This is a genomic window from Streptomyces sp. NPDC002793 (assembly GCF_040295485.1).
Taxonomy (GTDB): domain Bacteria; phylum Actinomycetota; class Actinomycetes; order Streptomycetales; family Streptomycetaceae; genus Streptomyces.
In genome coordinates this window covers 1-26928 of sequence record NZ_JBEOVL010000043.1, presented here as the reverse complement: position 1 = coordinate 26928, position 26928 = coordinate 1, and the positions used below count along the sequence as shown (strand labels likewise).

Here is a 26928-nt window from a genome sequence, read left to right as displayed (position 1 = left end):
GGACGGGCCCGGTCGGCCCGTCCGGCGGACGGCTCTGTGCTGTCGCGGCTCGCTCGGCCGCGTCGGGTCAGGCGTGCGTACGCAGCAGGGTCCGCATCGTCCGCATGGCCACCGACAGGTTCGCCAGGTCGAAGGAGTCCGAGCTCCGGATCTCCTCCAGTGTGGAACGCGAACGCGCCAGGATCGCCGCGTTCTTCTCCTCCCAGGCCTTGAAGCGCTGCTCGGGCGAAGACGTGCCGTTACCGACGGACAGCACGTCCGACGTCAGCGCGGCGTGCGCGGCGTACAGGTCCTCGCGGATGGAGGCGCGGGCCATGGACTGCCAGCGGTCGGCCCGCGGCAGCTCGATGATCCGGTCCATCAGCTGGGTGATCCCCAGCCGGTCGGCGAGGTCGTAGTACACCTCGGCGACGGCCAGCGGGTCCTTGTCCGTACGGTCCGCGATCGCCACGATGTCCAGCGCCGGGAAGGCCGACGAGAAGCCCGCCACCCGCCCCGCCAGCTCGTCGGGGACGCCGGCCGAGGTGAGCTCGTCGAGGATCGACTGGTACCACTCGATGTCGGCGCCCCTGAGCAGCTTGGGCAGCTCGTTCCAGACGCGTTCGACCCCGTCGCGGAAGAACTCGATGGTCTCCGCGATCCCGACCGGCTGCGGCCGGTTGCCGAGCAGCCAGCGCGAGCCCCGCTCGACGAGCCGGCGCGAGTGCAGCCGGAGCCGGGTCTGCACATCCGCGGCCACCGTGTTGTCGAGCGCCTCCACGGCGTCCCACACCTTGGAGAGGCCGAAGATCTCGCGGGCGGCGAACTGGGCCCGCACGATCTCCTCCAGGGAGGCGCCCGTCTCCTCCCGCAGCCGGTGCAGGAACGTCGAACCACCCGTGTTCACCGTGTCGTTGACGAGCACCGTCGTGATGATCTCGCGGCGCAGGGCGTGCCCGTCGACCGCCTCGGGGAACCGCTCGCTCAGCTGCTTCGGGAAGTAGGCGTGCACCAACTCCTGCAGATGCGCGTCGTCCGGCAGGCTGGTGGAGATCAGCTCCTCCGCTGCCGTGATCTTGGTGTAGGCGAGCAGCACGGCCAGCTCGGGCTGGCTGAGGCCCTTGCCGTGGTTCAGCAGCTCACGGATCTGGCGGTCGTTCGGGAGGAACTCCAGCGCACGGTCCAGGTGCCCCTCGCGGCCGAGCCGGCGCATGAAGCGCTGGTGGGCGTGGAGGAGTGACGGCGCCTGGGCGCAGGCGTTGGAGAGCGCGACGTTCTGCGCGTAGTTGTTGCGCAGGACGAGCTGTCCGACCTCGTCGGTCATCTCCGCGAGCACCTTGTTGCGCTGCTTGACGGTCATGTCGCCGTCCCGGACCAGACCGTTGAGCAGGATCTTGATGTTCACCTCGTGGTCGGAGGTGTCCACACCGGCGCTGTTGTCGATCGCGTCGGTGTTGATCCGGCCGCCCGCCCGGGCGAACTCGATCCGGCCGAGCTGGGTGGCGCCGAGGTTGCCGCCCTCACCGACGACACGGGCCCGCAGGTCCGCCCCGTTGACGCGGATCGAGTCGTTGGCCTTGTCGCCGACATCGGCGTTCGATTCGGCCGTCGACTTGATGTACGTACCGATGCCGCCGTTCCACACGAGGTCGACCGACGCCTTGAGGATGTTCTGCATCAGCTCGGCGGGCGTCATCTTCGTGACCTTCGAGTCGATGCCGAGCGCCGCGCGGATGTGCGCGTTGACCGGGATCGACTTGGCGGAACGCGGGTGGATGCCGCCGCCCGCGGACAGCAGGTCCTTGTTGTAGTCCGCCCAGGAGCTGCGCGGCAGGTCGAACAGCCGGCGCCGCTCGGCGAACGAGGTCGCGGCATCCGGATTCGGGTCGATGAAGATGTGCCGGTGGTCGAAGGCCGCGACGAGCCGGATGTGCTCGGAGAGCAGCATGCCGTTGCCGAAGACGTCACCGGACATGTCGCCGACACCGACGACGGTGAAGTCCTCGGTCTGGGTGTCGTGGCCCAGCTCGCGGAAGTGCCGCTTCACGGACTCCCAGGCACCGCGGGCCGTGATGCCCATGCCCTTGTGGTCGTAACCGGCCGAGCCTCCGGAGGCGAAGGCGTCGCCGAGCCAGAAGCCGTACGCGACGGCGACGTCGTTGGCGATGTCGGAGAAGCTCGCGGTCCCCTTGTCGGCGGCGACGACGAGGTAGGTGTCGTCCTCGTCGTGCCGGACGACCTCGGCGGGGTGCACGACCTCACCCGTCACCATGTTGTCGGTGATGTCGAGCAGCGCCGAGATGAAGATCTTGTAGCAGGCGATGCCCTCGGCGAGCCAGGCGTCACGGTCCACCGCCGGGTCGGGCAGCTGCTTGGCGACGAAGCCGCCCTTGGCGCCCACCGGCACGATCACGGTGTTCTTGACCATCTGCGCCTTGACCAGGCCGAGGATCTCCGTACGGAAGTCCTCCCTCCGGTCCGACCAGCGCAGCCCGCCGCGGGCGACCTTGCCGAAGCGCAGGTGGACGCCCTCGACGCGCGGCGAGTAGACCCAGATCTCGTACGCCGGGCGCGGTGCCGGGAGGTCCGGGATGGCCTGCGGGTCGAACTTCATCGAGACGTAGCCGTGCGGCTCGTGGTCGTCGGCCAGCTGGAAGTAGTTGGTCCGCAGCGTGGCCTTGATGACGGTGAGGAAGGACCGCAGGATCCGGTCCTCGTCCAGCGAGGCGACCTGGTCGAGGGCTCCGTCCAGCTCCTCCAGCAGCCCGTCCGTCAGCTCCGTACCCGCCTTCTGCCGGGCCGGGGACATCCGGGCCTCGAAGAGGGAGACCAGCAGCCGGGTGGTGTGGACGTTGTTGCGGAGGGTGTCCTCCATGTAGTCCTGGCTGAAGGTCGAACCAGCCTGGCGCAGGTACTTCGCGTAGGCGCGCAGCACCATGGCCTGCCGCCAGTCGAGACCGGCGCCCAGGACCAGGGAGTTGAAGCCGTCGTTCTCCGCCTCGCCCGTCCAGATGGCCGCGAACGCCTCCTGGAAACGGTCCCGGGCGTCATCGGCCAGGTGGTCGCCGCTGCCCGCGGTCTTCTTCGGCAGACGCAGCCCGAAGTCGTAGATCCAGGCGTGCGTGCGGTCGGCGCAGCGCAGCTCGTACGGGCGTTCGTCGACGACCTCGACACCGAGCCGCTGGAGCGCGGGGAGGACGGCGGACAGCGAGACCTGCTCGCCGGTCCGGTAGATCTTGAACCGGCGCTCGGCGGGCGCCGCGCCGACCGGCTCGTACAGGCTGAGCGCGAAGTCCTTGCCCTCGCTCTTGAGTTCCTCCAGGTGGACCAGGTCGGCCACGGCTGCGCGCGGCGAGTGATCCGCCTTGTAGCCCTCGGGGAACGAGTGTCCGTAACGGCGCAGCAGCTCTGCGGCACGCTCCTCGCCGCACTCCGCGTTCAGCGCCTCCTGGAAACCGTCGGCCCAGGAGCGGGCGGCCTCGACGAGGCGCGCCTCGATGCGGTCCGCGTCCGCGTCGGTGAGGTGCGACAGCTCGGTGCCCGGCGGGACCCGGACGACGAAGTGCAGCCGGGAGAGGATCGACTCCGTGTTCCAGGCCGTGAAGTCGACGCTGGTGCCGCCCAGTTCCTCCTTGAGGATGTCGATCAGGCGGAGCCTCACGCCGGTGGTGTAGCGGTCACGCGGCAGGTAGACGAGCGCGGAGTAGTAGCGCCCGTACTCGTCCTGCCGCAGGTAGAGCCGCAGCCGGCGGCGCTCCTGGAGGTACAGCACGGAGGTGACGATGGAACGCAGCTGGTCGACGGGCGTCTGAAAGAGCTCGTCGCGCGGGTACGTCTCCAGGATCTGGAGCAGGTCGCGGCCGTCGTGGCTGTTGGGCGTGAAGCCCGCACCCTCCAGCACCTCGGCGACCTTGCGGCGCACCACGGGCACCCGGCGCACCGACTCGGTGTACGCGGCGGAGGAGAACAGTCCGAGGAAGCGCCGCTCGCCCACGACGTTGCCGTCGGCGTCGAACTTCTTCACCCCGACGTAGTCCAGGTAGCTGGGGCGGTGCACGGTCGCCCTGCTGTTCGCCTTCGTCAGGACGAGGAGCTTGTGCTCCCTCGCCTTGGCCCTGGCGTCGGCGGGCAGCCGGTCGAAGGACGGGCTCACCGGGTGCGCCTCGTCCTCGCTGTGCTTCGGGTCGGAGCGCAGAATGCCGAGACCGGTACCGGGAACGGCCGTCAGAGCGTCGGAGTCACGGAGCTCGTACTCCCGGTACCCGAGGAAGGTGAAGTGGTCGGCTGCGAGCCAGCGCAGCAGCTCACGGGCCTCCTCGACCTCCTCGTCCCCCAGGTCGTCGAGCGGCTCCGACGGGAGGTCGTCGGCGATCCGCAGGGCGGCGTCGCGCATCTTCTCCCAGTCCTCGACGGTCTCCCGCACGTCGGACAGGACGCGCAGCAGATCGGCGGTGATCTGCTTCAGGTCCGCGCGGTCCGTCTCCCGGTCGATCTCGACGTGGATCCAGGACTCGACGAGCGCGTCGTGCGGCAGCGCGGCCCCGGCCGCCTTACGGCCGCCCGACCGCTTCCCGCCGGGGCTCCTGGCGGGGTCGTCGGCGAACACCTCGATCAGCTTGCCGGCGACGTCGCGGCGGACGACGACCTGCGGATGGATCACGAGGTGGATGCCGCGGCCCTGCCGGGACAGTTCGTTGGTGACCGAATCGACCAGGAAGGGCATGTCGTCGGTGACGACCTCGACGACGGAGTGGCTGCTCGTCCAGCCGTTCTCCTCGACGGTCGGGGTGTGCACCCGGACGTTCGCGGTGCCCTGCGGGCGGTTCTCGGCGAGACGGTAGTGCGAGGAAGCGGCCCCGAAGACGTCGACCGGGTCCCGGTCGGTGATGTCCTCCGGAGCGGTGTGCAGGTAGTAGCGCTGGAAATAGGCGAGCAGCGTCTCCCGGCCCGGCTGTTCCTGCCGGCCGGCCCCGGTGCCGTCCTCCGCTTCGGTGCCGGCGCCTTCGGCGAGGTGCACCCGGAGGCCACCTCCCGGCCCGCCGACACCACCGCCCGGACTGTTGTCAGCTACCCGGGCCGCCCGTGCGAGCAGCTCGGCCTTGGCTTCGTCCAGCTTGGTCTGCATGTCCTCTGGCTCCTGTCGCGCGCCGTTGCGTGACGTAGGTGAGAAAGACGGCGTACCGCCACGACGCGGGGTATCCGGTCGAGGTCGACGCTATGCCGCCTGGGGAGATGCCCGGGGCCGTATCCGCCATTTTCGACAGAAGGCCCGGGACGTGGAGATCACGCATCGCCCGGGTGCTGTGGCACTCCGGGCGCAGGCCGGGGGCTTCGCTGCCCCCGAGGCGTATCGCGCTGATCACGGCACCAGGCTATCCCTCTTGCACCCACAACCGTCATGAGCTGCATATGTACAAAAGAAGACCTCGAAGTTTGACACTGTGGACATCGCAACGAATCGTTCCCGCAACGTAGGGTCACGCGCCCGGGCAGATGTGCTCAGCCGTACGCCGCCCGGTCCTCAGTCCGCCATCAGTTCGGCCAGGGCGACGGCCTCCGCCAGGGTGTCCACCACGGGCACACCGGCGGCCTCAAGGCTGCTGCGGCTGTGCGAACCGCCGGTGTAGAGCACGGCGCGCGCACCCACGTGGGCCGCGGCCACGGCGTCGTCCACCGCGTCACCGATGACCACCGCGGACTCGGGAGCGATGTCCCCGAGCACCGCGAAGTGACGCTCCATGTGCTGCGCCTTGCTCCCGCCGGAAGGACCCGTGCGGCCGTCGACGCGTACGAAATGACGCTCGATGCCGTAGCCACGCACCACCGGGACCAGCTGCTCATGGCCGTACATGCTCAGCAACGACTGGCTGCGGCCGCCGGTCACCCACCGGGCCAGCAGCTCCTCGACACCCTCGGTCAGCCCACAGGCAACCCGCTGCTCCGTGTAGTGCCGGTGGAAGAGGCCGTCCATCCGCTCCCACTCGGCGGGAGTGGGCAGCCTGCCCATGAGCCGCTCGTAGAACCTGGGTATCGGCACGCAGTACGTCTCGCGGTACTGCTCCAGGGTGAGCGGCTCCAGGTCGACCTCCGCGAAGGCGGCGTTCGTCGCCCCGAGGACCGCGTGGATGTCGTCGAGCAGGGTGCCGTTCCAGTCCCAGACCAGATGTGTGCGGTGCTTCCCGGATGTCGCCATGGACAGAAAATACCCGCCGGGTACGACAGCCACCCGGACACGGCATCAGCACCGGCCCGCAGGACGCCAGGCGATCAGGCGATCAGGCCGGGGATCTCCTGGATTCCGAACCACAGCAGCTCGTGGTCCTCCGCGCCGTCCACGGTGAACTGGGCGTCACCGTCGCCCTGGTCAGCCGCACCCAGCGCCGCGGCCGCCGCGGCGACGTCCTTCTCGGCGTCGTCGGCGTCCACGTGGACCGCGGCGGCCTTCGCTAGCGCCACCGCGTCCGCGATCCGCACCTCGCCGAGCGACGACGCGTCCAGGGCGTGGTCCGGATCGGCGACCGCCGATCCGTCCGGCACGTCGAGGGCGACGACGACCCTGCGCCGGGGCTCCTCGGGACGGCCCGCGATCAGCCGCAGGGAGGCGGAGGCGGCCCGGTTCAGCGCCGCGTACTCCAGCTCCTCGATGTCGTCGGAGACGTACCACTCGCGCAGACCGGGCGTCACCGCGTAGGCGGTCAACGGCCCCGGACCGACCTGGCCCGCCCCGTGCGCCGTGGCGAGACCGGAGAGGGTCAGGGGGACGTACACACGCATGGCTGACCGCTTTCGTAGTCGATGACGCCCTCAGGATACGTGCGACGTCCCCCTTCGGGGTTGCCGATCCACCCGGCACCGTCCACCCCGTGACGGCCGTCACCCCCGCTGTTCCCTTGCGGCGTGGGCCCGAGCACCCGGATAGGTGAACACGCCGCGTGCCCGAAGGGCGCCCACCGCCGCTTGCGGGCCCGAGGACCGGACCCGTAGAAGATCCCCAGCAAAAGTTACCGCCCGGTACTCGCCGGGCGGCCGAACCGCAGCCACGGGGGCTACCAGCATGAGCACGGACAGGACGAGGCCGGCCGGCCGACGCGACCGCAGCAGGCCGGGCACCGTACCGGCGCAACGGCCCCGGCTGCCGCTGCGGCCGCACCAGTGGTTCGCCGAGCGCCTGCTCGCCGTCCTCAGCGGCCAGCGCCCGGTGCACTGGATGCTCGGCCACACGATCGGCGAGGCCTACGACCAGCTCGCCGAGCTCGCCCCTGACGCACCACTCGGCGCGGGCTGCAGGCGCCCGGCCGTACGCACCTGCCACGGCACGCAGCCAGCCACCGGCGTGGTCGAGGCCTTCGCCAGCATCGCCACGGGCGGGCAGGTCCGCGCCATGGCCTTCCGCCTGGAACAGGGCCCCGACCTCCGCTGGCGCTGCGCCGCGATCGACCTGGGCGGCGAACGCCTTCCGGCCGTCAGATGACCGGGCAGCCGCCGCACGGCCCCCGCACGAGCCAGCAGGGCCGGCCCGCCGCGGACATACCCCGCAAGGGCCGCACAACGGCCCCAGCGGGCCGCAGCCGCCGCCCCCCACCCGGGAGGCGCCCACCGCTCTCCCGGGCCCTGAGAGGCCCGGGAAACGCGCCTGGCCCGGACACCCTTCGGTGTCCGGGCCAGGCCCTGGTCAGACGTGCCGCTACTTCTTCCGGCGCCGCCCACCGGTGCTCTTCTGCGCCTTGCGGCGCTCCGCACGCGTCATGCCGTCCGCCTCGGACCGCGCACCGTCACCGTTGGCGAAGTCGCCCTCGACGACGCCGCCCTCCCCGTCCACGGTGGGAGCCGAGAAGTGCAGCCGGTCCGGACGCTGCGGCGCGTCCAGCCCCTTCGCCCGGATCTCCGGGCGCCCGCCCGAGGCGGCCGCCACCGGCGCGTCCTGCTTCTCGAGCGAGGTGCGCTCCGCGCCCTCCGGCACCGGAACCTCCTCGACCTGCTGCTCGACCTGGACCTCCAGGTTGAACAGGTAGCCGACGGACTCCTCCTTGATGCCCTCCATCATGGCGTTGAACATGTCGAAGCCCTCGCGCTGGTACTCGACCAGCGGGTCCTTCTGCGCCATGGCCCGCAGGCCGATGCCCTCCTGGAGGTAGTCCATCTCGTACAGGTGCTCACGCCACTTGCGGTCCAGGACGGACAGGACCACGCGCCGCTCCAGCTCACGCATGATGTCCGAGCCGAGCGTCTTCTCGCGCTCCGCGTACTGCTCGTGGATGTCGTCCTTGACCGACTCGGCGATGAAGTCGGCGGTCACACCGGCCAGGTCGCCGGCGGCCTCCTCGAGCTCCTCGACCGTGACCTTCACCGGGTAGAGCTGCTTGAACGCGCCCCACAGCCGGTCGAGGTCCCACTCCTCGGCGAAGCCCTCGGCCGTCTCCTGCCGGATGTAGTCGTCGATCGTGTCGTCCATGAAGTGACGGATCTGGTCCTGCAGATCCTCACCCTCCAGGACGCGGCGGCGCTCGCCGTAGATGACCTCACGCTGCCGGTTGAGCACCTCGTCGTACTTCAGGACGTTCTTACGCGTCTCGAAGTTCTGCTGCTCGACCTGCGACTGCGCGGAGGCGATCGCCCGGGTCACCATCTTGTTCTCGATGGGGACGTCGTCGGGAACGTTCGCCATCGACATGACGCGCTCGACCATCTGCGCCTTGAACAGCCGCATCAGGTCGTCGCCCAGCGAGAGGTAGAACCGGGACTCGCCCGGGTCGCCCTGACGGCCGGAACGACCGCGCAGCTGGTTGTCGATGCGCCGCGACTCGTGCCGCTCCGTGCCCAGCACGTACAGCCCGCCGAGGTCCTTGACCTCTTCGAACTCCGCCTTCACGGCCTGCTCGGCCTTCTCCAGCGCGGCGGGCAGCGCGGCCGCCCACTGCTCGACGTGCTCCACGGGGTCGAGGCCGCGCTGGCGCAGCTCCGCCTCGGCGAGGTCGTCCGGGTTGCCGCCGAGCTTGATGTCGGTGCCTCGGCCGGCCATGTTCGTGGCGACCGTGACGGCGCCCTTGCGGCCGGCCTGGGCGACGATCGTCGCCTCACGGTCGTGCTGCTTGGCGTTCAGGACCTCGTGCTGGACACCGCGCTTGGACAGCTGCTGCGAGAGGTACTCGGACTTCTCGACCGAGGTCGTGCCGACCAGGATCGGCTGCCCCTTCTCGTGCTTCTCGGCGATGTCGTCGACGACCGCGGCGAACTTCGCGACCTCGGTGCGGTAGATCAGGTCCGACTGGTCGGCGCGGACCATGGGCCGGTTCGTCGGGATCGGCACGACGCCGAGCTTGTAGATCTGCTGGAACTCGGCGGCCTCGGTCATCGCCGTACCGGTCATGCCGGAGAGCTTGCCGTACAGGCGGAAGAAGTTCTGCAGGGTGATCGTGGCGAGCGTCTGGTTCTCGTCCTTGATGTCCACCCCTTCCTTCGCCTCGATGGCCTGGTGCATGCCCTCGTTGTAACGGCGGCCGGCGAGGATACGGCCGGTGTGCTCGTCGACGATCATGACCTCGCCGTCGATGACGACGTAGTCCTTGTCCTTCTTGAAGAGTTCCTTGGCCTTGATCGCGTTGTTCAGGTAACCGACGAGCGGCGTGTTCACCGACTCGTAGAGGTTGTCGATCCCGAGCCAGTCCTCGACCTTCGCGACACCGGGCTCATGGATGGCCACGGTCCGCTTCTTCTCGTCGACCTCGTAGTCGCCGGTCTCCTCGATGCCCTTCAGCGGGTTGCCCGCCTCACCCCTGGTGAGACGCGTGACCAGCTTGGCGAAGTCGCCGTACCACTTGGTGGCCTGGTCGGCGGGGCCGGAGATGATCAGCGGCGTACGCGCCTCGTCGACGAGGATCGAGTCGACCTCGTCGACGATGGCGAAGTTGTGGCCACGCTGGACGAGCTCGTCCTGCGACCACGCCATGTTGTCGCGGAGGTAGTCGAAACCGAACTCGTTGTTCGTGCCGTACGTGATGTCGCAGGCGTACTGCTCACGGCGCTGCGCCGGGGTCATGTTGGCGATGATGCAGCCGACCTCGAGACCGAGGAACTTGTGCACCCGGCCCATCATCTCGGAGTCACGCTCGGCCAGGTAGTCGTTGACCGTGATCAGGTGCACGCCCTTGCCGGAGAGCGCGTTGAGATACGCGGGCAGGGTACCGACGAGGGTCTTGCCCTCGCCGGTCTTCATCTCGGCCACGTAGCCGAGGTGCAGGGCGGCTCCACCCATCATCTGAACGTCGTAGTGGCGCTGTCCGAGGACGCGCTTCGCGGCCTCACGGACCGTCGCGAATGCCTCGGGGAGCAGGTCGTCCAGGCTCTCGCCGTCCGCGTACCGTTCCTTGTACTCGTCGGTGAGCGCCCGCAGCTCGGCGTCGGAGAGGTTGACGAAGTCCTCTTCGATGGAGCTGACCTGGTCCGCGATGCGGTGCAGTTTGCGCAGGATCTTGCCTTCGCCTGCACGCATGAGCTTGTTGAAGACGGACACTGAGGCTGGTCTCCTTGCCGGTCGGGCCTGGCACTGGGTCGTGTGATGGACTCTGGCGCGGGCACGGCAGGTGGACCCCACCGCAACGGCCATCGTAAGCGAGGACACCGCCACGTCGGGAGGGCTGTCACCGCGTTCTCCCCACCGCACCCTTCCAGGACAACGGCCGGAGGGGACGGAAGGTGCCGGGAAGCGCCGAAAAGCACTCGCGTCCCGCGCTCCCTGTCACCAGAATCCCGGCATGGAATCCCTGACGCTCACCACGGAACGCCTGATCATGCGGCCCTTCACCCCGGAGGACACGGAGGCGGTGTACGCCGCCTGCCAGGATCCGGACATCCAGCGCTGGACAGTTGTCCCGTCGCCGTACACCCGTGCCGACGCGGAGCTCTTCACAGGAGAACTCTGCCCCTCGGGCTGGCAGGACGACACCATGTACAACTTCGCGGTGGTGCTGCGCGACGGCGGGCAGCTCGTGGGTGCGCTCGGCGTCAACAGCCGCGTCCTGCCGGGCACGTACGAGGTGGGTTACTGGACGGCGAGGGAGCACCGGGGCTCCGGTTACATGACGGAGGCGGTGCGCGCGGCGGCCCGCTGGGCGTTCACCGCCCTCGCGGCGGACCGCTTCGAGTGGCGGGCGGAGATCGGCAACACCCCGTCCAGGGCGGTCGCCCTGCGTGCCGGTTTCCGCATGGAGGGTGAGCAGCGCTCGGCCCTGTTGAACAAGGGGGTGCTGTACGACACCTGGAACGGCGCACTGCTCCCGGCAGATCTGGGGCTGCCCGGCACCCGTCCCTACCGGCCGGCCCTGGATGTCAGTGGCGCGCTCTAGGGTTCGACGCATGACGTCTGTGCCACCGCCCGTCCTGGAACTCTCCGCCGACCAGGCGCGCCGCATCGCCCTGCGCGCCCAGGGCCTCCTGGGCGCTCCGGACCGCCGGGGCGGGGTCCCGGGGGTGCTGCGCCGTCTCGGATCCGTCCAGCTCGACACCATCTCGGTCCTGGCCCGGTCGCACGAGCTCGTACCGTACGCCCGTCTCGGCGCGCTCGGCCGCCGCGCGGTCGACGACGCCTACTGGTCGGGGGGCAGCTCGTTCGAGTACTGGTCGCACGCCGCCTGCGTCCTGCCGGTCGAGGAGTGGCCTCACTTCGCGTTCCGCCGCCGCGCCTACCGCTCCCGGCCGCACTGGCACCACGACCTGCCCGACGGGGTCTACGACACGGTCATCGCACAGTTGCGCGCCGAGGGCCCGCTGACGGCGACGGAGCTCGGCGGCGCGAAGAACGGCGGCGAGTGGTGGGACTGGTCCGCCTCCAAGGTCGCCGTCGAGCGCGCCCTGATGTACGGCGAGGTGGTGTGCACCGAGCGGCGCGGCTGGAAGCGGGTCTACGACCTCGCCGAGCGTGCGATCCCGGACTCCGTGCTCCACGACGACCTGGACGACACGGAGTGCCTGCGGCGGCTGGTGGCCCTGGCCGGGCGTTCGCTGGGCGTCGGCACCCGGACGGACATCGCCGACTACCACCGCCTCAAGGCCGAGCAGTTCGACGCCGTCGTGGCGGACTCGGGACTCGTCCCGGTGTCGGTGCGGGGCTGGGCGAAGCCTGCCTGGGCACATCCTGAGGCCCTGGCCTCGGAGCCGCGCGGACGGCACCGGACGACGCTGCTGTCGCCGTTCGACTCACTCATCTGGGAACGGGCCCGCACGGAACGGATCTTCGGCTTCACCCATCGCCTGGAGGCCTACGTCCCCCGGCCCAAGCGGGTCCATGGCTACTTCGCGATGCCGCTGCTGGCGGGCGGCAGGCTGCGGGGCCGGGTCGACCCTGCCAGGGAAGGGACCACGCTGGTCGCCCGGCAGGTCTCCCTGGACGGCGGGAAGTCGGTGGCGCCCATGGCCGAGGCCCTCGTGGAGGCGGCTTCCTGGGTGGGCTGCACGGACGTACGGCTGGAGCGTGTGGACGCGCCGGAGCTGCGCGAGCCACTCATGGCGGAGATCTCCCGCGTCCTTCGGTAGTCCTTCGCCGGTCCCCCGGTTGTCCCCCGGTTGTCCGCCGGGGCCTACCTGATCTCGAGGATCTTCTCCCGCATGGCATAGACCACGGCTTCCATCCGGGAGTGCAGCTGGAGCTTCTCCAGAATATTGCGGACGTGGTTCTTCACCGTGTTCTCGGAGATGAACAATTCCTTGGCGATATCACGGTTGTTCATGCCGGTGGCCACGAGTTTGAGCACTTCCAGCTCCCGCTCGGTGAGTCGCGGCGCGGGGACGAGCCGACGCTCGTCGGTGCGCTGGATCATCGACTTGAACTCGGTGAGCAGTTTGGAGGCCATCGACGGGCTGATCTGGGACTGGCCGTCCGCCACCGCGCGAATGGCCGTGGCGACCTCGTCGGTCGAGATCTCCTTGAGGAGATAACCGGTGGCGCCCGCCTTGATCGCCTCGTAGAGGTCGGCTTCCTCGTCGCTGATCGTCAGCATGATGATCTTCGCGCTGGGGGCCACCTCCTTGATGGAGGTGCATGCCTCGATGCCACCGCGCTTGGGCATCCGTACGTCCATCAGCACGATGTCGGGCAACAGGTCCGCAGCCTTGTCGACCGCCTCCGCCCCGTCCCCGGCCTCGCCGACGACCTGGATGTCCTCCTCCTGCGCGAGGACGATCTCCAGACCCCTGCGGAAGAGCGCGTGATCGTCCACCACGAGAACCCTGATGGGCTCCTTGCGTGAACTTCCGTCGTCCGCGACGGAATCCGCACCGGCAGCGCTGTCGGCATCGTTCGTCCCGCGTACGGGACCGAAGGTGTCCGCCATCGTTCCTCCCCCTGAAGGCCACTGCCTGAGGTCACAGGCTGTCCGCCAACGCCAGTGCGCAGAGCACTGATTGGCCTGGAACGCCATGCTTTCATGCCCGGCCGCCGAAGCGGTGCCCTCTGCGGTCGCGCGCGGTGCCCCCGGGGGCGCACAGGCGCTTCCCGGGGGCACCGCGTACCGGCTGTGGGTGGCGGGTGTCAGCCGCCGAGCGCACCGCCCGCGCCGCCGGCCCCGTCGGAGGCCAGCGGGTCGGTCCTCAGGTGGATGACACCGTAGTCATAAGCGTGACGCCGGTAGACGACACTGGGCTCCTTGGTCTCGGAGTCGACGAACAGGTAGAAGTCGTGACCGACCAGCTCCATCTCGTAGAGCGCCTGGTCGAGCGTCATCGGCGCCGCGACATGCGTCTTCTCGCGCACCACGAGCGGTCCTTCGCCCTGGACCTCCAGCGAGCCGATCCTGGTGGTCGGCACGGACGGCTCCGGCTCCTCGGGAATGAGCTCGCCGTCCCCGTTGAACGAGGCGACGCCCGGCACGACCTCGCCGACCTCCGCTGCGGAAAGCCGGCCGCTGCCGCGCCTGCTGTAGCGCTTGTCGTGCTCCTTGCGCAGCTGTGTGTCCAGCTTGTCGGTGGCCAGGTCAAGCGCTGCGTACGGGTCGCCTGCCGCTGCTTCCGCCCGGACGACCGGCCCACGTGAGCGGAGTGTGATCTCCACCCGTGCCGCACGGTCGGCCTGACGGGGATTCGGCTCCTTGGACACCTCGACGTCGAGGCTGATCACCTTGCCGTCGAACTTCTGGATCTTGTCCAGCTTCAGCTTCTCGGCCACGTGCTTGCGGAACCGCTCGGGCACCTCGGTCTTGCGGCCCTTGACGACGATGTCCACGCAGAACTCCGTTCCCGGATCGCTCCGCTTCGACGGCGGAGCGTCTCCCTTTCGCACCAGGCTCCGGTGATCGCCGGAGCCGCGGACTCGGTGGCTTTCACCTCCTCCTCCCCCATCGGCGGGGTTTCCACCCCACCGATTCCCACGCTTCCGGCGTACCGGAACGTACCGGTGTGTTACCTGCCCGAAACCTGGTGGCGCATTCGTCGAGGTGCGGAATTCACCGTCCCTCACAACCGAACATAGCCTGCCCACCACCGAGTCGGCACCCGCTACTCACGCGTACCTCCGATCGGGCCCCTTTACCCACTCACTACCTGCAACGATGGAAGTTATCTGTCAGTTCCGGTTTATTCGGAAAGATGACGGAGAAGCCGCGACGACAGCAGCGCGGAGCCCTTCTGCCGTCCCCCTGCCGGCCTGACGGGCGGCGCGGACGGCACGTGCCGCCTCCGCCAGCGTCGCACCCGTCGTCAGCAGGTCGTCGACCAGTACGACCCGGCCCCCGTCGAGCAACTTCCGGCCGCCTTCCGCGACGACGAGCGCGCCCGCCAGATTCGTCCGCCGCGCCCGGGCCCCCAGCCCTGCCTGGTCCGCGACGGCCCGCCGCTGCCGCAGCACCGCGAGCACCCGGGCACGCGTACCCCCACGCCGCAGCTCGGCCGCGGCGTGAGCCGCGATCCTGCGCACCGGATCATGCCCGCGCCCGGCCGTGGCCCGTCGCGCGGACGGCACCGGAACCACCAGCAGCGGACCCGCATCACCCCCGTGCCCCGCTCCGGCCCGTACAGCGGCCGCCAGCGCCCCGCCGAGCACTCCGGCGAGGCCGAGTGCCCCTCGCTCCTTGTGGGCCAGCAGCATCGCGCGTACAGCGTTCTCGTACGGTGCGGTCGCGTGGACCACAGGAAGACCTGCGGGCTCGGGCGCCGGACGCACACGGCGCGGCCGTGCCGCGAGCCCGGCGGCACACTCCTCGCACAGCTCCGTACGCGGCCTGCCGCAGCCACCGCAGGCCACGGGCAGCACCAGCCCGACGATCTCCGGCCACCAACCCCGCACAGCCCCACTGTGCCCCGAGACCGGGCACCGGGCCATCCCTGTGGAAAACCCCTGTGGACAACCGGGAGGCCGGGCCGGCGGAAGGCCGCCACCGAGCAGCCGGGGATCCGGGCGGGCCGGGATCCAGGCGGGGATCCGGGCGGGCGAACCACCGCACGGGCCGGTGCTCAGCCCGGGTAGACCAGCGAAGAACCGTCCTTGAGGACCGTCTGCCAGTTGTCCCCCGGCGACAGCTTCACGATCCCGTCGCTCTCGGTGTCCGCCATCAGAGGCAGCTGGTCGTCGTCCGCTGCCGCGACCGCCGTCACCTGGTTCACACCCGGCAGGACCCCCGACGACGACGTGGATCCGTCGGCCTGCACGTAACGCACCTGCTGCACACCGCCCTCCTCCTTGCCGACCACCACGAGACGGCTGCGACCGGACCAGGAGACGGCCGACACATCGGCCAGCTGCGGTGCGGCCTGACGCAGATCCTCCACCGAGACCTGCTCGGCCTCTCCCGAGCCGTGACGCTCGACCCGGCCGATGTGCAGGGTCGTCAGCCCGTTATCCGACACCCGCAGAGCGATCCGCACCCCGTCGGCCGACATCCGCAGCGCCTCGATCCGCCCGCCGTTCAAGCCGGGTACCGAAACCTCCTGCGGTTCTCCGGCACCGTCCACCAGGCGCAGCAGCTTCGGGTCCTGCGGATCACGGTCGGCGACCCACAGATCACCCCGGCCGTCCCAGCTCGGTGCCGACAGCCGGTCGGAGGCCTTCTCCGCACGGCTGGTCACCGCCGGGGGGGCCGGCTCGCTCTCCTCGGCGAGGGAGGACACGTAGAGGAACTGCTGATTCGCCGAGACCGCGGCGGCCTGCTGTTCGTCCCTGGCCACGCCCACGGCGCTCATGGCCTCCGTCCCGCTGCCCAGCGGACCGATCACCGGCTCCGGATCGCCGCTGCCCCTGCTGCTCCCGGGGATGCGCTGCACATGCCCCTTGTCGTCGACGAAGTACTGACTGTCGGGACTGCCCGAGCCGTTGTCCGCGGTGTAGTCCTCGGCCTCGTCGGCCCCGAGGGAGCACAGCGGACCCCGCTCCCCCTGCAGTTCCACCTGCCCCACCCGCGCGGACGTCAGGTCACGCAACGTGAAGAGCACCTGCGCCGCCATCATCCGGCACTCTCCCTGTCCCGCCTGGTCGGCCTCCTTGTTGAGCGGGACCTTCAGCACGTTCTGGTCGTCCGGCGCCAGCGAGGTGACCCCGGTCTTCAGCGCCGTACCGACGGGAAAACGCGAATCGACCACCGGCCGCAGCCAGTTGGACGGGCCCTCCAGCAGCGTCCGAACCGTCTGGGTGGCCGTGTCCATCCGTGTGACGGGGTCCGTGCGGTTCCGTACGTAGACGGGGTCGGCGACCAGCGCGGGCTCGTCGTCCGCCGGCCCGGCGGCGAAGTAGTACTTGTTGACGGACCGGTAGAGACGCTTGAAGTCGGACTGACCGAGCACCAGCCCGTCGGGAACGATGTCGATGCGCCACTCCTGCCTGCCGTCCGCCACCTTCTCCCGGACCAGATGAAGCATCTGGGAGTACTCGGAGGGGGCCAGCGGACGGTAGGAACTCTGTGCGTCGACAGCCGCCACCTGTTCGCCGGTCAGGGTGTAGGTCGTCTCGGTGTTCTTGTCCTGCTTGCCGAGGACCGTGGGTCCGTTGCGGCTGGGCGCCTGTGCGAGCACCGTGGTGCCCTCGCCCGGCTGCCAGCGGTGCGCGGCTTCCGCGGTCAGATAGGTGCGGGTCGTGCGGAAGTCGGGGTCGTCGCTGGTCATCGACTCCAGGAAGCCGTCGACCACCTCGCTGGGCGCGGCGCCCTCCCTCGGCGGCACGGCATACACCTGGACCTGGGAATCGCCCGGCTGCGAGGCGTCGACCGCCTTCACGTCGCCGGTGACCGGCATCGCTCCGCACCCGGCGAGCACCACGACGCCGCAAGCGAGCAGCGCGGACAACCGCGCCGCCCGGCCACGGCCGCCCCGACGGCGGTCAGTGTCCACGAGTCGTGTCCTCCTGCTCCGGGTCCTGTGTCTCCGGGGCGGCGCCCGGACGCGACACCACACGTGCTCCGCTGCCCGGCAGGGCGGCCGGGTGGACCGACGCCGGCGTACGCTGCGCCGTCGGCCCGTGCCCCGGCACGCCCAGGTGCGGACGTGTCACGGAACCTGTCTGATTCGGTACGGACATCAGCCGCTGGTCGCCCGCCGGCGCCGCCTCCGCCCGCTGACGGTCCTCCCTGTTGCGCCGGGAGTCCTCCGGTTCCAGTGGTATCGGTGAGCCACGCAGCGGCTCGTCCGCCGTGCGCGGCAGCGTCAGCCGGAACTGCGAGCCGCCACCTGGCTCGCCCCATGCCTGCAGCCAGCCTCCGTGCAGCCGCGCGTCCTCGACGGCGATCGACAGTCCCAGGCCGGTGCCACCGGTGGTGCGGGCTCGCGCCGGGTCCGCCCGCCAGAAGCGGTTGAAGACCCGGGTCGCCTCACCCGGCTTGAGGCCCACTCCGTAGTCCCTGACCGCCACCGCCACGGCGCCCTGGGCGACGCCCATCCGCACGATGACATCCCGGCCCTCGCCGTGCTCGACCGCGTTGACGACGAGGTTGCGCAGGACCCGCTCGACACGGCGCGCGTCGGCTTCCGCGACCACCGGCTGTTCGTCACCCAGCACCAGGATCCGGCTGCCCTTGCGCTCCGCCAGCGGCTCGGCACCGCCGATCACCCGCCGGACGACCATGCGCAGGTCTATCGGTTCGGCCTCCAGGGCCGCGGCCCCCGCGTCGAACCTGCTGATCTCCAGCAGATCGGACAGGAGCGACTCGAAGCGGTCCAGCTGGTCGCCCAGCAGCTCCGCGGACCGGGCCGTGACCGGGTCGAAGTCGACGCGCGCCTCGTGGATGACGTCGGCGGCCATCCGCACCGTCGTCAGCGGGGTGCGCAGCTCATGGCTGACGTCCGAGACGAAACGCCGCTGCATGCGGGAGAGCTCCTCCAGCTGCTGGATCTTCAGCTGAAGGTTCTGCGCCATCTTGTTGAAGGCCTCACCGAGCCGGGCGATGTCGTCCTCACCGGTGACCTTCATCCGCTCCTGGAGACGGCCCGCGGAGAGTCTCTCGGCGATCCCGGCCGCCATCCGTACGGGAGTGACGACCTGGCGCACCACGAACCAGGCGATGGCACCGAGCAGCGCGACCACGAACAGACCGGCCGTGGCCAGGGTCGTCGTGACCAGGGTCAGCGACTTCTCCTCCTGCGTGAGCGGGAAGAGGTAGTACAGCTCGTACGGATTGTGGTCGACGTCGTAGAGCCGCTTGCCCACGACGAGCCCGGGCTCCGGCTCCTTCCCGTGCGAGTACCGGATCAGCGAGTAGGTCTGGAAGGCACCCGCCCCTTCGCCCACGTCGTCCCGCAGCCGCTGCGGGATGCTGGACGCCTCCACGCTGCCCGAGCCGCGGGGGGCGCGGCTGGTGCCGTGGCCGACGGAGTCGGCGCTGAGCGCCACCACGTTGAACGCATTCGTGCCACCGCTGGCGAGCTGGTCGACGAGCTCGGTGCGCCAGGAGGTACTGGCCGTAATGCCGTCGGCGCCCTCCTCGCTCTGGTCCCCCGGAACGAGCGGCGCGTTCGCGTTCGCCTGGGCGGCCGCGAAGCCGCCGGCCGCCTGAGTCTGGGCGGCCTTGCCCTTCGCCTCGAGCAGGCCGTTGCGGACCTGCCCGATCACGACGAAGCCGAGAAGCAGCACCACGGCGATCGACATCAGCAACGTGCCCGCCACGACGCGCAACTGCAGGTTGCGTCGCCACAGCCGGACAGCCGGCAGCAGCGGTCCGCGGATCCACCGCATCAGCAGCCGGGGCACGGGGCCGCCGGGCGTCCGGTCGCGGAACAACCGGCCGCCCAACGGGGTCCGGCCGAAGCGGGAAGTGCTCCGTGCCGGACCGGCAGCCCGCTCCGTACGGGCCCCGGGCACCCCGGGTGGCGGAGCAGCGCTGCCCAGGGTCATGTCAGCTCGGTCCGGCCTTGTAGCCGACACCGCGGACGGTCACGACGATCTCCGGCCGCTCCGGGTCCTTCTCCACCTTCGAGCGGAGCCGCTGGACATGCACGTTCACCAGTCGGGTGTCGGCGGCATGGCGATAGCCCCACACCTGTTCGAGCAGCACCTCACGGGTGAAGACCTGCCACGGCTTACGGGCGAGGGCCACCAGCAGGTCGAACTCCAGCGGAGTGAGGGCGATGGACTGCCCCTCCCGCTTCACCGAGTGACCGGCCACGTCGATGACCAGATCCCCGATCGCCAGCTGTTCCGGCGCGGGCTCTTCGGACCTCCGCAAACGCGCCCTGATCCGGGCGACCAACTCCTTCGGTTTGAACGGCTTGACGATGTAGTCGTCGGCCCCGGATTCCAGGCCCACCACCACATCCACCGTGTCGCTCTTGGCAGTGAGCATGACGATCGGTACGCCTGACTCGGCCCTGATCAGCCTGCAGACCTCGATGCCGTCCCGTCCGGGAAGCATGAGGTCCAGCAGCACCAGGTCCGGCTTGGCCTCTCGAAATGCAGCCAGTGCCTTGTCGCCGTCCGCTACGAACGACGGTTCGAAACCTTCTCCCCGCAGCACAATGCCGAGCATCTCGGCCAGTGCGGTGTCGTCGTCGACGACAAGGACGCGTCCCTTCATAAACGACATCATCCCATTAGCTAATCGTTACCTGCGATGACCTGGCACACAGCTCTGCCAGTCCGACCCCCGTGACCGGGGAAATGACCCCCTCCTCCGTGACGATCGCCGTGACCAGTTCGGGCGGCGTGATGTCGAATGCGGGGTTGTACACCTGGGTTCCCGGCGGCGCGACGACCGCCACGCCCCCAGCACCTCCGGCCGGGGCGGCCGGCTTCAATGTGAGCTCCGTCACTTCCGCGCCGGAGCGCTGCTCCACGACGATCGATGCACCGTCCGCCGTCTCCGGATCGACCGTGGTCGTCGGCGCCACGACGAGAAACGGCACATGGTGATACTTCGCGAGCACCGCCAACGGATAGCTCCCCACCTTGTTGGCCACCGAGCCGTCCGCGGCAATGCGGTCCGCTCCGATGATTACGGCATCCACCTCCCCCGCCGCAAACAACGAACCCGCCGCACTGTCCGTGAGCAGGCTGTACGGCATGCCGTTGCGCGCCGCCTCGTACGCCGTCAGCCTGGCCCCCTGGAGCAGAGGCCGGGTCTCGTCCACCCACAGCTGCCGCAGACTGCCCTCGCGGTGCGCCCGGAGAGCCACCGCGAAGGCCGTACCCGCACCGCCGGACACGAGCGCCCCCGTGTTGCAGTGGGTCAGCAGCCGGTACCCGCCACCTCCCGGCAGGAGCTCCTCCAGCAGTTCCAGACCGTACTGCGCCATCCGCACACTGGCCGCCGCATCCTCCTGATGCAGGGCCCGCGCCTCGGACAGGGCCACCGCGGCAGCCCGCCCGGGGGCTGCCCCGCCCTCTACAGCCGTCCGGTACGCGCCGGCCACCCGCCGCGCCCCGTAGCCGAGGTTCACCGCGGTGGGCCGCGCCTCCTCCAACACCTCCGCGGCCTTCGCCACGTCCTCACCCCGGGCGGCGGCCAGTGCCACCCCGTACCCCCCGGCGATGCCCAGCAACGGCGCCCCCCGTACCGCCAGCGTCCGGATCGCCCGCACCAGCGCGGGCACATCGGCGCACACCAGCTCGGCCTCCTCGGCGGGCAGCCGCGTCTGGTCGAGAAGCACCACCGCGGGGCCTTCCGGTGGCTCGTCCCAGCGGAGTACTGCGAGGGGCGGAGGCTCGATACCCGCCGGCGTCTGTGCGTCCTGATCAGCCATCTGCCCAGTCTGCCCGCTGAACCGCCCACGCACGAAGGCAAGCACGAAGACAAGGATGGAGACACAGCGCCGGGTCCACCCCGGACCAACGCGTGGCACGATGGCTGGCAACCTGCCGCCCCGATGAGCGGACAGGACTGTGAAGGAGCGCGACGATGAACGACTCTCCGGGCTGGGCCTCGCCCGGATCCGCCCCCTCCGACGGCCAGGAGACGGGAATCCCCAAACCCTCCCCGCCCGTCGACGGAAGCGGACCCGCCGGACAGTGGTCTCCCGCACAGCCCCCGCCGGGGCAGTGGTCCCCGCCGAGCGCCCCCGGCAGCGGTCCGGGCGCACCCCCACCCACTCCCGGTTGGGGCGGCATGCCGCAGGGATCCGGATGGGGCCGCCCGCCCACGGCCGCCAAGCCAGGCGTCATCCCGCTCCGCCCCCTGGGAGTCGGCGAGATCCTCGACGGCGCGGTCTCCACCATGCGCACCCACTGGCGCACGGTGCTCGGCATCAGCCTCACCGTCTCCGTGATCGCCGAGATCGTGATCATCCTCCTGCACCGCTACGTCCTGCCCCAGCAGGTGTCGATCGACCCGAACGCCACCGGCGCCGAGGCACTCCGCCAGGCCACGGACTCGGCGCAGTCGCAACTGATCTCCACCGCCCCTGACACCCTCATCGCGCTGATCGCCACACTCATCACCACCTCGGTCCTCACCATGGTGATCAGCCGCTCCGTGCTGGGCCGTGGCGTGACCCTCTCCGAAGCGTGGTCCGAGGCCCGCCCCCGGCTCCTCCCACTGCTCGGACTGACTCTCCTGCTGAGCCTGCTGAGCCTCGCGATCATGGTCGTGGGCCTGCTCCCGGGCCTCGCCCTGGGCGGCGGCGCGGCTGGGGTCACGCTGACCTTCCTCGGCCTCATCGCCTCCAGCGGCGTCGTTCTCTGGCTGATGATCCGCTTCACGCTCGCGGCGCCGGCACTGATGCTCGAACGCCAATCCGTGCTCACCTCGCTGCGCCGGTCCGCCAAACTGGTCAGGGGCAACTGGTGGCGGACGTTCGGCATTCTGGCGCTCACCTACCTGCTGGTCATCATCCTGACCTTCATCATCGCGATCCCGTTCGGCATCATCGCCGTGTCCGTGGACAGCAACGGCCTCAGCGAATTCCTCAACAGCAGCTCGACGGATTTCGGCTGGCCCTTCCTCATCGTCACGGGCATCGGCGATGTGATCATCTCGACGCTCGCCTACCCCTTCACCGCGGGAGTGATGGCCCTGCTCTACGTCGACCAGCGGATCCGCCGTGAGGCGCTCGACCTCGACCTCGCCCGGGCCGCAGGCGTCCCCGGCTACGACACCCCCAAGAGCTGATGCGGTGACGGAGCCGGGGGGCACCACCGCAGCAGTACGGCTCATCCGGTCGGGCGACGACATTCCCGTGGACACCCCACGCGTCCCCGCCCGGGAAGCGGCGCGAGACGAGCTGTCCGACCCGATGTACCACGAGCACGATCCGAACCTCCTCGAACGCGGCCTCGACCGCTTCTGGGACTGGATCGGCGGCCTCCTCGCAGACGCCGCCGGAGCGGCCCCCGGCGGCCCGCTCGGGCTCGTCGTGCTCGCCCTGGCCGTCGTCGGCCTGGGCGCCGCCCTGTGGTGGAGGCTCGGCACACCGCAGCGCACCGTCCACTCGCCCGAAGCGCTCCTCGGCGGCACCGCCCGCAGCACGGCCGACCACCGCGCCACCGCCGCCGCACATGCGGAAGCCCGCCGCTGGACCGAGGCCGTCCAGGAACGGATGCGTGCTCTCGTCCGCTCCCTGGAGGACCGCGCCGTACTCGACCCACGCCCCGGCCGCACCGCCGACGAGGCAGCCGCCGAGGCCGGGCGGCTCATGCCCGCACACGCCGACCGGCTCCGCGCCGCCGCCCGGGTCTTCGACGACGTCACATACGGTGGCCGCACCGCCGACGAGGCCGCATACCTGACGCTGTGCACGCTCGATCTGGATCTCGAGGCAGCCAAGACCGTGCTGACCACCGGCACGACGCAGGGGGCCGCCGGATGACCGTCACCGCGGCTGTTCCCACCTCCTCGCAATCCCGCACCCCCCGCCAGGTCTGGCACCGTGTCCGGGGACTGCTGCTCGCCGTCCTCGTCCTGGTCGTCGCCGGGGTCGCCCTCGCCGCCGCCCGCTCCGGTGGCCAGCACGGCCGGCTCGATCCTCGCTCCGCGGACCCCCACGGAAGCCGTGCGGTCGCCGAACTCCTCAGGGACCGCGGAGTATCCGTCGATCTCGTGACCACGCTCGACGAAGCTGCCGGTGCGACTGGCTCCGACACCACCCTGCTGGTCGCCGGCCCCAACATGCTCACCGCGCACCAACAGCGGCGACTCCACGCCGTGACCGCCGGCTCCGCGGGCCGTACCGTCCTCGTCGCTCCAGGCGGCCCCTCCGTGGCCCGCCTCGCCCCCGGCGTACGCCAGGAAGCCCACGGCCCGGTCACCGCACGTCCCCCGCGCTGCGAACTCCCCGCAGCCCGCGCCGCGGGAACCACCGACCTGGGCGGCATCCACTACGGGACGGACGCGCCCGAAGCCACCGCCTGCTATCCCGACGCCGATTCCGCCTCTCTCCTCGTCCTGCCGGGGCAAGAAGCCGGAGACACCGTGCTGGCCGGTTCTCCCGACTTCCTCTACAACGACCGTCTCGACCAGCAGGGCAATGCCTCGCTGGGCCTTCAACTTCTCGGCTCGCGCCCGCATCTCGTCTGGTACCTCCCCTCGCTCGACGATCCCTCCGCGGCTGCGGGCAGCACGGACAGTCGGGACAACAGCAGTGACAGCGGCGGCGAAGGAGAGAGCGGATTCATCGAGCTCATCCCCTCGGGCTGGCTCTGGGGCACCCTCCAACTGGCTCTCGCCGCCGTCCTCGCCGCCATCTGGCGTGGCCGCCGCTTGGGCCCCCTGGTCACCGAGCGTCTACCGGTGGCCATCCGAGCCTCCGAATCGGCCGAAGGACGGGCCCGCCTCTACCGCAAGGCCGACGCTCGCGACCGCGCGGCCGACGCCCTGCGCTCCGCCACACGGGCCCGCCTCTCCCCACTCCTCGGGGTGCCCCTCCGTGACGCCGACTCCCCCGCCGTGCTGCTGCCCGCTGTCGCCGCACGCATCAGCCTCCGGGGCAGCGACCTCGCCACGCTCCTCTTCGGCCCGGCTCCGGCCGATGACGCCGCGCTTGTCCACTTGACCGATCAACTCGACGCCCTCGAAAGAGAGGTACGCACTTCATGAGCGCCCCGACCCCGGAGACCGCTGAACTTGCGGCACCCGCAGGGACCCCTGAGGCCCCCGTGCACTCCGACAGCGCCCGCGCGTCCCTGGAAGCTCTGCGTTCCGAGATCGCCAAGGCTGTGGTCGGCCAGGACCCGGCCGTCACGGGCCTGGTCGTCGCTCTCCTCTGCCGAGGTCATGTCCTCCTGGAGGGTGTACCCGGAGTCGCGAAGACCCTCCTGGTCCGTGCACTTGCCGCCTCTCTCGAACTGGACACCAAGCGCGTCCAGTTCACCCCCGACCTGATGCCGAGCGACGTCACGGGCTCGCTCGTCTACGACGCACACACCTCAGAGTTCTCCTTTCAGCCCGGGCCGGTGTTCACCAATCTCCTGCTCGCCGACGAAATCAACCGCACCCCTCCCAAAACGCAGTCCTCCCTGCTGGAGGCCATGGAAGAACGCCAGGTCACCATCGACGGATCTCCCCGGCCGCTCCCCGACCCCTTCCTCGTCGCGGCCACCCAGAACCCGGTCGAATACGAGGGCACCTATCCACTGCCCGAAGCCCAGCTGGACCGCTTCCTCCTCAAGCTGACGGTCCCGCTCCCCTCACGCGAGGACGAGATCAACGTGCTCACCCGTCACGCGGACGGGTTCGACCCCCGCGATCTGAAGGCAGCAGGCATACGTCCCGTCGCCGGCCCCGCCGATCTCGAAGCAGCACGCGCCGCTGTCGCCAAGACCTCTGTCTCCCCCGAGATCGCCGCCTATGTCGTCGATATCTGCCGTGCCACGCGTGAATCCCCCTCGCTCAACCTCGGTGCCTCCCCCCGAGGGGCCACCGCACTGCTCTCCACCGCACGTGCATGGGCCTGGCTCACCGGCCGGGACTATGTCATCCCGGACGATGTGAAGGCCCTCGCTCTACCCACGCTCCGACACCGCATACAGCTGCGGCCCGAAGCCGAGATGGAGGGAGTCACCGCGGACTCCGTCATCACCGCAGTCCTCGCCCACGTCCCCGTCCCCCGGTGAGGCGGTGACCATGGCCCTCACCGGACGGGCCGCCTTGGTGGCGGCTTTGGGGTCACTCCCCGTAGGCATCGTGGCCCCGAGCTGGACGGGCCTGCTCGCGGTCAATGTCCCGCTCTCACTGGCAATTCTGTGCGACTATGCCCTGGCTGCGCCAGTGCGTACGCTGCAGTTCACTCGATCCGGTGATACATCCGTTCGACTCGGTGACACCGCAGCAGTGCAACTCACCGTGACCAACCCGTCCCGGCGGCCACTCCGTGCCCGGCTCCGTGATGGCTGGCCGCCGAGCAGTTGGACCTCCGAGAACGAACAGGGCTCGTCCCGGCACCGGTTCACCGTGCCCGCACGCGAGCGCCGCCGCCTCACCACGCTCCTCCGCCCGTCGCGGCGTGGAGACCGTGAGGCAGATCGCGTCACCGTGCGGTCGTTCGGCCCCCTCGGTCTCGCGGCCCGCCAGGGATATCACCGGGTGCCCTGGGTTGTCCGGGTGCTGCCTCCCTTCACCAGCCGGAAGCATCTTCCCTCCCGGCTGGCACGGCTGCGCGAACTCGACGGCCGGACCAGCGTGCTGACGCGCGGGGAGGGCACCGAGTTCGACAGCCTGCGTGCCTACGTTCCGGGCGACGACACCCGCTCCATCGACTGGCGGGCCACCGCACGCCAGTCCGCAGTCGCGGTCCGCACCTGGCGCCCCGAACGCGATCGCCACATCCTCGTCGTCCTCGACACCGGCCGCACCTCCGCAGGCCGGGTGGGCGACGTGCCGCGCCTCGACGCTGCCATGGACGCGACTCTGCTCCTCACCGCCCTTGCCACCCGCGCGGGCGACCGCGTGAACCTGATCGCCTACGACCGACGTATCCGGGCGCAGGTGCAGGGAAGAACTGCGGGTGGGGACGTCCTGTCGAAGCTCGTCAGCACGCTGGCGACTTTGGAGCCGGAACTCGTGGAGACCGATGCACTCGGTCTCACCACGGCTGCGCTGGCCAACGCTCCGCACCGCTCCCTGATCGTCCTGCTCACCAGCCTGGACGCCGCCCCTGTCGAAGAGGGCCTCCTGCCGGTGCTCCCTCAACTCACCCAGCGCCACACGGTGCTGGTCGCCGCTGTAGCGGACCCTCATGTCGAGGCGATGGCCCGTGCGCGGGGCACCGTGGAAGCGGTCTACGAGGCCGCAGCCGGCACGCAGGCGCAGGCCCAACGCCGTCGCACCGCGGACCAGCTCCGGCGGTACGGCGTCACGGTCGTCGACGCCACGCCCGACGAACTGGCCCCCGCTCTGGCAGATGCCTACCTCGCGCTGAAATCGGCCGGTCGTCTGTAGGGAGGGCGCCCTCTCTGTGGACAGGGCGCCCTCTCAGGAGCCCCTCCTTGAGGGGTTCCGGGCAGTCGACGAGTCAGCCTGTCCGCTGTGAACGCAGAAAAGCCCCGTGCCACAAGGGCACGGGGCTTTCCCGGAATAATTGTTCGGCGGCGTCCTACTCTCCCACAGGGTCCCCCCT

19 protein-coding genes are annotated in these 26928 nt (G+C 70.2%); 8 read left to right on the top strand and 11 right to left on the bottom strand.

Translation table 11 applies throughout. The features are described 5' to 3' along the window. Positions 1-67: 67 nt before the first annotated feature. From ABT001_RS29750 to ABT001_RS29740, 3 genes are all read right to left on the bottom strand, one after another. On the bottom strand, positions 68-5104 hold the full coding sequence (locus ABT001_RS29750) for an NAD-glutamate dehydrogenase (protein WP_351283795.1): 5037 nt from the start codon (positions 5102-5104) through the stop codon (positions 68-70). A 396-nt stretch (positions 5105-5500) separates the two neighbouring features. Further along, a complete protein-coding gene (locus tag ABT001_RS29745) occupies positions 5501-6172 on the bottom strand; it encodes an HAD family hydrolase (protein ID WP_351283792.1) in 672 nt (223 codons plus the stop codon). A gap of 74 nt (positions 6173-6246) precedes the next feature. Beyond that, positions 6247-6753 carry a DUF6912 family protein gene (locus ABT001_RS29740; RefSeq protein WP_351283789.1) on the bottom strand — a complete coding sequence of 169 codons (507 nt, stop codon included), beginning with the start codon at positions 6751-6753 and terminating at the stop codon, positions 6247-6249. A gap of 280 nt (positions 6754-7033) precedes the next feature. Between ABT001_RS29740 and ABT001_RS29735 the strand changes: the two genes are divergently transcribed. Then, on the top strand, positions 7034-7450 hold the full coding sequence (locus ABT001_RS29735; protein ID WP_351283787.1) for an Rv3235 family protein: 417 nt from the start codon (positions 7034-7036) through the stop codon (positions 7448-7450). A gap of 213 nt (positions 7451-7663) precedes the next feature. On the opposite strand, the gene secA is transcribed toward ABT001_RS29735, so the two are convergent. Next, positions 7664-10489 carry a preprotein translocase subunit SecA gene (gene secA / locus ABT001_RS29730; protein ID WP_351283784.1) on the bottom strand — a complete coding sequence of 942 codons (2826 nt, stop codon included), beginning with the start codon at positions 10487-10489 and terminating at the stop codon, positions 7664-7666. A 241-nt stretch (positions 10490-10730) separates the two neighbouring features. Between secA and ABT001_RS29725 the strand changes: the two genes are divergently transcribed. Then, entirely contained in the window at positions 10731-11321 is a 591-nt protein-coding gene (locus ABT001_RS29725) for a GNAT family N-acetyltransferase (protein ID WP_351283781.1), read from the top strand. Between the two features lie 10 nt (positions 11322-11331). Beyond that, positions 11332-12507, top strand: coding sequence for a winged helix-turn-helix domain-containing protein (locus ABT001_RS29720; protein ID WP_351283778.1), 1176 nt, complete (start codon positions 11332-11334; stop codon positions 12505-12507). A gap of 44 nt (positions 12508-12551) precedes the next feature. Here ABT001_RS29720 and ABT001_RS29715 read toward each other — a convergent pair whose 3' ends face one another. From ABT001_RS29715 to mtnA, 7 genes are all read right to left on the bottom strand, one after another. Then, entirely contained in the window at positions 12552-13304 is a 753-nt protein-coding gene (locus ABT001_RS29715; RefSeq protein WP_099172962.1) for a response regulator, read from the bottom strand. A gap of 197 nt (positions 13305-13501) precedes the next feature. Continuing rightward, the gene (hpf, locus tag ABT001_RS29710) at positions 13502-14191 is read right to left on the bottom strand and encodes a ribosome hibernation-promoting factor, HPF/YfiA family (protein WP_351283776.1); all 690 of its coding nucleotides are present in this window, start codon (positions 14189-14191) and stop codon (positions 13502-13504) included. A gap of 339 nt (positions 14192-14530) precedes the next feature. Further along, a complete protein-coding gene (locus ABT001_RS29705; protein WP_351283774.1) occupies positions 14531-15250 on the bottom strand; it encodes a ComF family protein in 720 nt (239 codons plus the stop codon). 167 nt (positions 15251-15417) lie between these two features. Beyond that, positions 15418-17283 (bottom strand): LpqB family beta-propeller domain-containing protein, encoded by a 1866-nt coding sequence (locus ABT001_RS29700; RefSeq protein ID WP_351283771.1) that lies wholly within the window; start codon positions 17281-17283, stop codon positions 15418-15420. Beyond that, positions 17273-19279: an MtrAB system histidine kinase MtrB gene (gene mtrB / locus ABT001_RS29695; protein WP_351283769.1), complete on the bottom strand. Its 2007-nt coding sequence runs from the start codon at positions 19277-19279 to the stop codon at positions 17273-17275. The genes ABT001_RS29700 and mtrB overlap by 11 nt, the downstream gene beginning before the upstream one ends. 1 nt (position 19280) lies before the next feature. Beyond that, positions 19281-19970: a two-component system response regulator MtrA gene (gene mtrA, locus ABT001_RS29690; RefSeq protein WP_187281934.1), complete on the bottom strand. Its 690-nt coding sequence runs from the start codon at positions 19968-19970 to the stop codon at positions 19281-19283. Positions 19971-19974: 4 nt separating this feature from the next. Then, the gene (gene mtnA, locus ABT001_RS29685) at positions 19975-21123 is read right to left on the bottom strand and encodes an S-methyl-5-thioribose-1-phosphate isomerase (protein WP_351283766.1); all 1149 of its coding nucleotides are present in this window, start codon (positions 21121-21123) and stop codon (positions 19975-19977) included. A gap of 155 nt (positions 21124-21278) precedes the next feature. On the opposite strand from mtnA, the gene ABT001_RS29680 reads away from it, so the two are divergent. Genes ABT001_RS29680 through ABT001_RS29660 form a run of 5 tightly spaced genes read left to right on the top strand, consistent with a single transcriptional unit; the run spans position 21279 to position 26750 of the window. After that, on the top strand, positions 21279-22487 hold the full coding sequence (locus ABT001_RS29680; protein WP_351283763.1) for a DUF7847 domain-containing protein: 1209 nt from the start codon (positions 21279-21281) through the stop codon (positions 22485-22487). 4 nt (positions 22488-22491) lie between these two features. Further along, entirely contained in the window at positions 22492-23184 is a 693-nt protein-coding gene (locus ABT001_RS29675) for a DUF4129 domain-containing protein (RefSeq protein WP_351283761.1), read from the top strand. Then, on the top strand, positions 23181-24410 hold the full coding sequence (locus ABT001_RS29670) for a DUF4350 domain-containing protein (RefSeq protein WP_351283758.1): 1230 nt from the start codon (positions 23181-23183) through the stop codon (positions 24408-24410). The genes ABT001_RS29675 and ABT001_RS29670 overlap by 4 nt, the downstream gene beginning before the upstream one ends. After that, positions 24407-25426 (top strand): AAA family ATPase, encoded by a 1020-nt coding sequence (locus ABT001_RS29665; protein ID WP_351283755.1) that lies wholly within the window; start codon positions 24407-24409, stop codon positions 25424-25426. Before ABT001_RS29670 ends, ABT001_RS29665 begins: the two co-directional genes overlap by 4 nt. A gap of 10 nt (positions 25427-25436) precedes the next feature. Next, positions 25437-26750, top strand: coding sequence for a DUF58 domain-containing protein (locus ABT001_RS29660; RefSeq protein WP_351283753.1), 1314 nt, complete (start codon positions 25437-25439; stop codon positions 26748-26750). Positions 26751-26928 lie beyond the last annotated feature (178 nt).

Excerpts from the sequence above, each read along its gene's own strand:
- ABT001_RS29750 (WP_351283795.1), bottom strand. The coding sequence starts at position 5,104 with ATGCAGACCAAGCTGGACGAAGCCAAGGCCGAGCTGCTCGCACGGGCG.
- ABT001_RS29745 (WP_351283792.1), bottom strand. The coding sequence starts at position 6,172 with ATGGCGACATCCGGGAAGCACCGCACACATCTGGTCTGGGACTGGAAC.
- ABT001_RS29740 (WP_351283789.1), bottom strand. The coding sequence starts at position 6,753 with ATGCGTGTGTACGTCCCCCTGACCCTCTCCGGTCTCGCCACGGCGCAC.
- ABT001_RS29735 (WP_351283787.1), top strand. The coding sequence starts at position 7,034 with ATGAGCACGGACAGGACGAGGCCGGCCGGCCGACGCGACCGCAGCAGG.
- ABT001_RS29725 (WP_351283781.1), top strand. The coding sequence starts at position 10,731 with ATGGAATCCCTGACGCTCACCACGGAACGCCTGATCATGCGGCCCTTC.
- ABT001_RS29720 (WP_351283778.1), top strand. The coding sequence starts at position 11,332 with ATGACGTCTGTGCCACCGCCCGTCCTGGAACTCTCCGCCGACCAGGCG.
- ABT001_RS29715 (WP_099172962.1), bottom strand. The coding sequence starts at position 13,304 with ATGGCGGACACCTTCGGTCCCGTACGCGGGACGAACGATGCCGACAGC.
- mtrB (WP_351283769.1), bottom strand. The coding sequence starts at position 19,279 with ATGACCCTGGGCAGCGCTGCTCCGCCACCCGGGGTGCCCGGGGCCCGT.
- mtrA (WP_187281934.1), bottom strand. The coding sequence starts at position 19,970 with ATGATGTCGTTTATGAAGGGACGCGTCCTTGTCGTCGACGACGACACC.
- mtnA (WP_351283766.1), bottom strand. The coding sequence starts at position 21,123 with ATGGCTGATCAGGACGCACAGACGCCGGCGGGTATCGAGCCTCCGCCC.
- ABT001_RS29680 (WP_351283763.1), top strand. The coding sequence starts at position 21,279 with ATGAACGACTCTCCGGGCTGGGCCTCGCCCGGATCCGCCCCCTCCGAC.
- ABT001_RS29670 (WP_351283758.1), top strand. The coding sequence starts at position 23,181 with ATGACCGTCACCGCGGCTGTTCCCACCTCCTCGCAATCCCGCACCCCC.
- ABT001_RS29665 (WP_351283755.1), top strand. The coding sequence starts at position 24,407 with ATGAGCGCCCCGACCCCGGAGACCGCTGAACTTGCGGCACCCGCAGGG.
- ABT001_RS29660 (WP_351283753.1), top strand. The coding sequence starts at position 25,437 with ATGGCCCTCACCGGACGGGCCGCCTTGGTGGCGGCTTTGGGGTCACTC.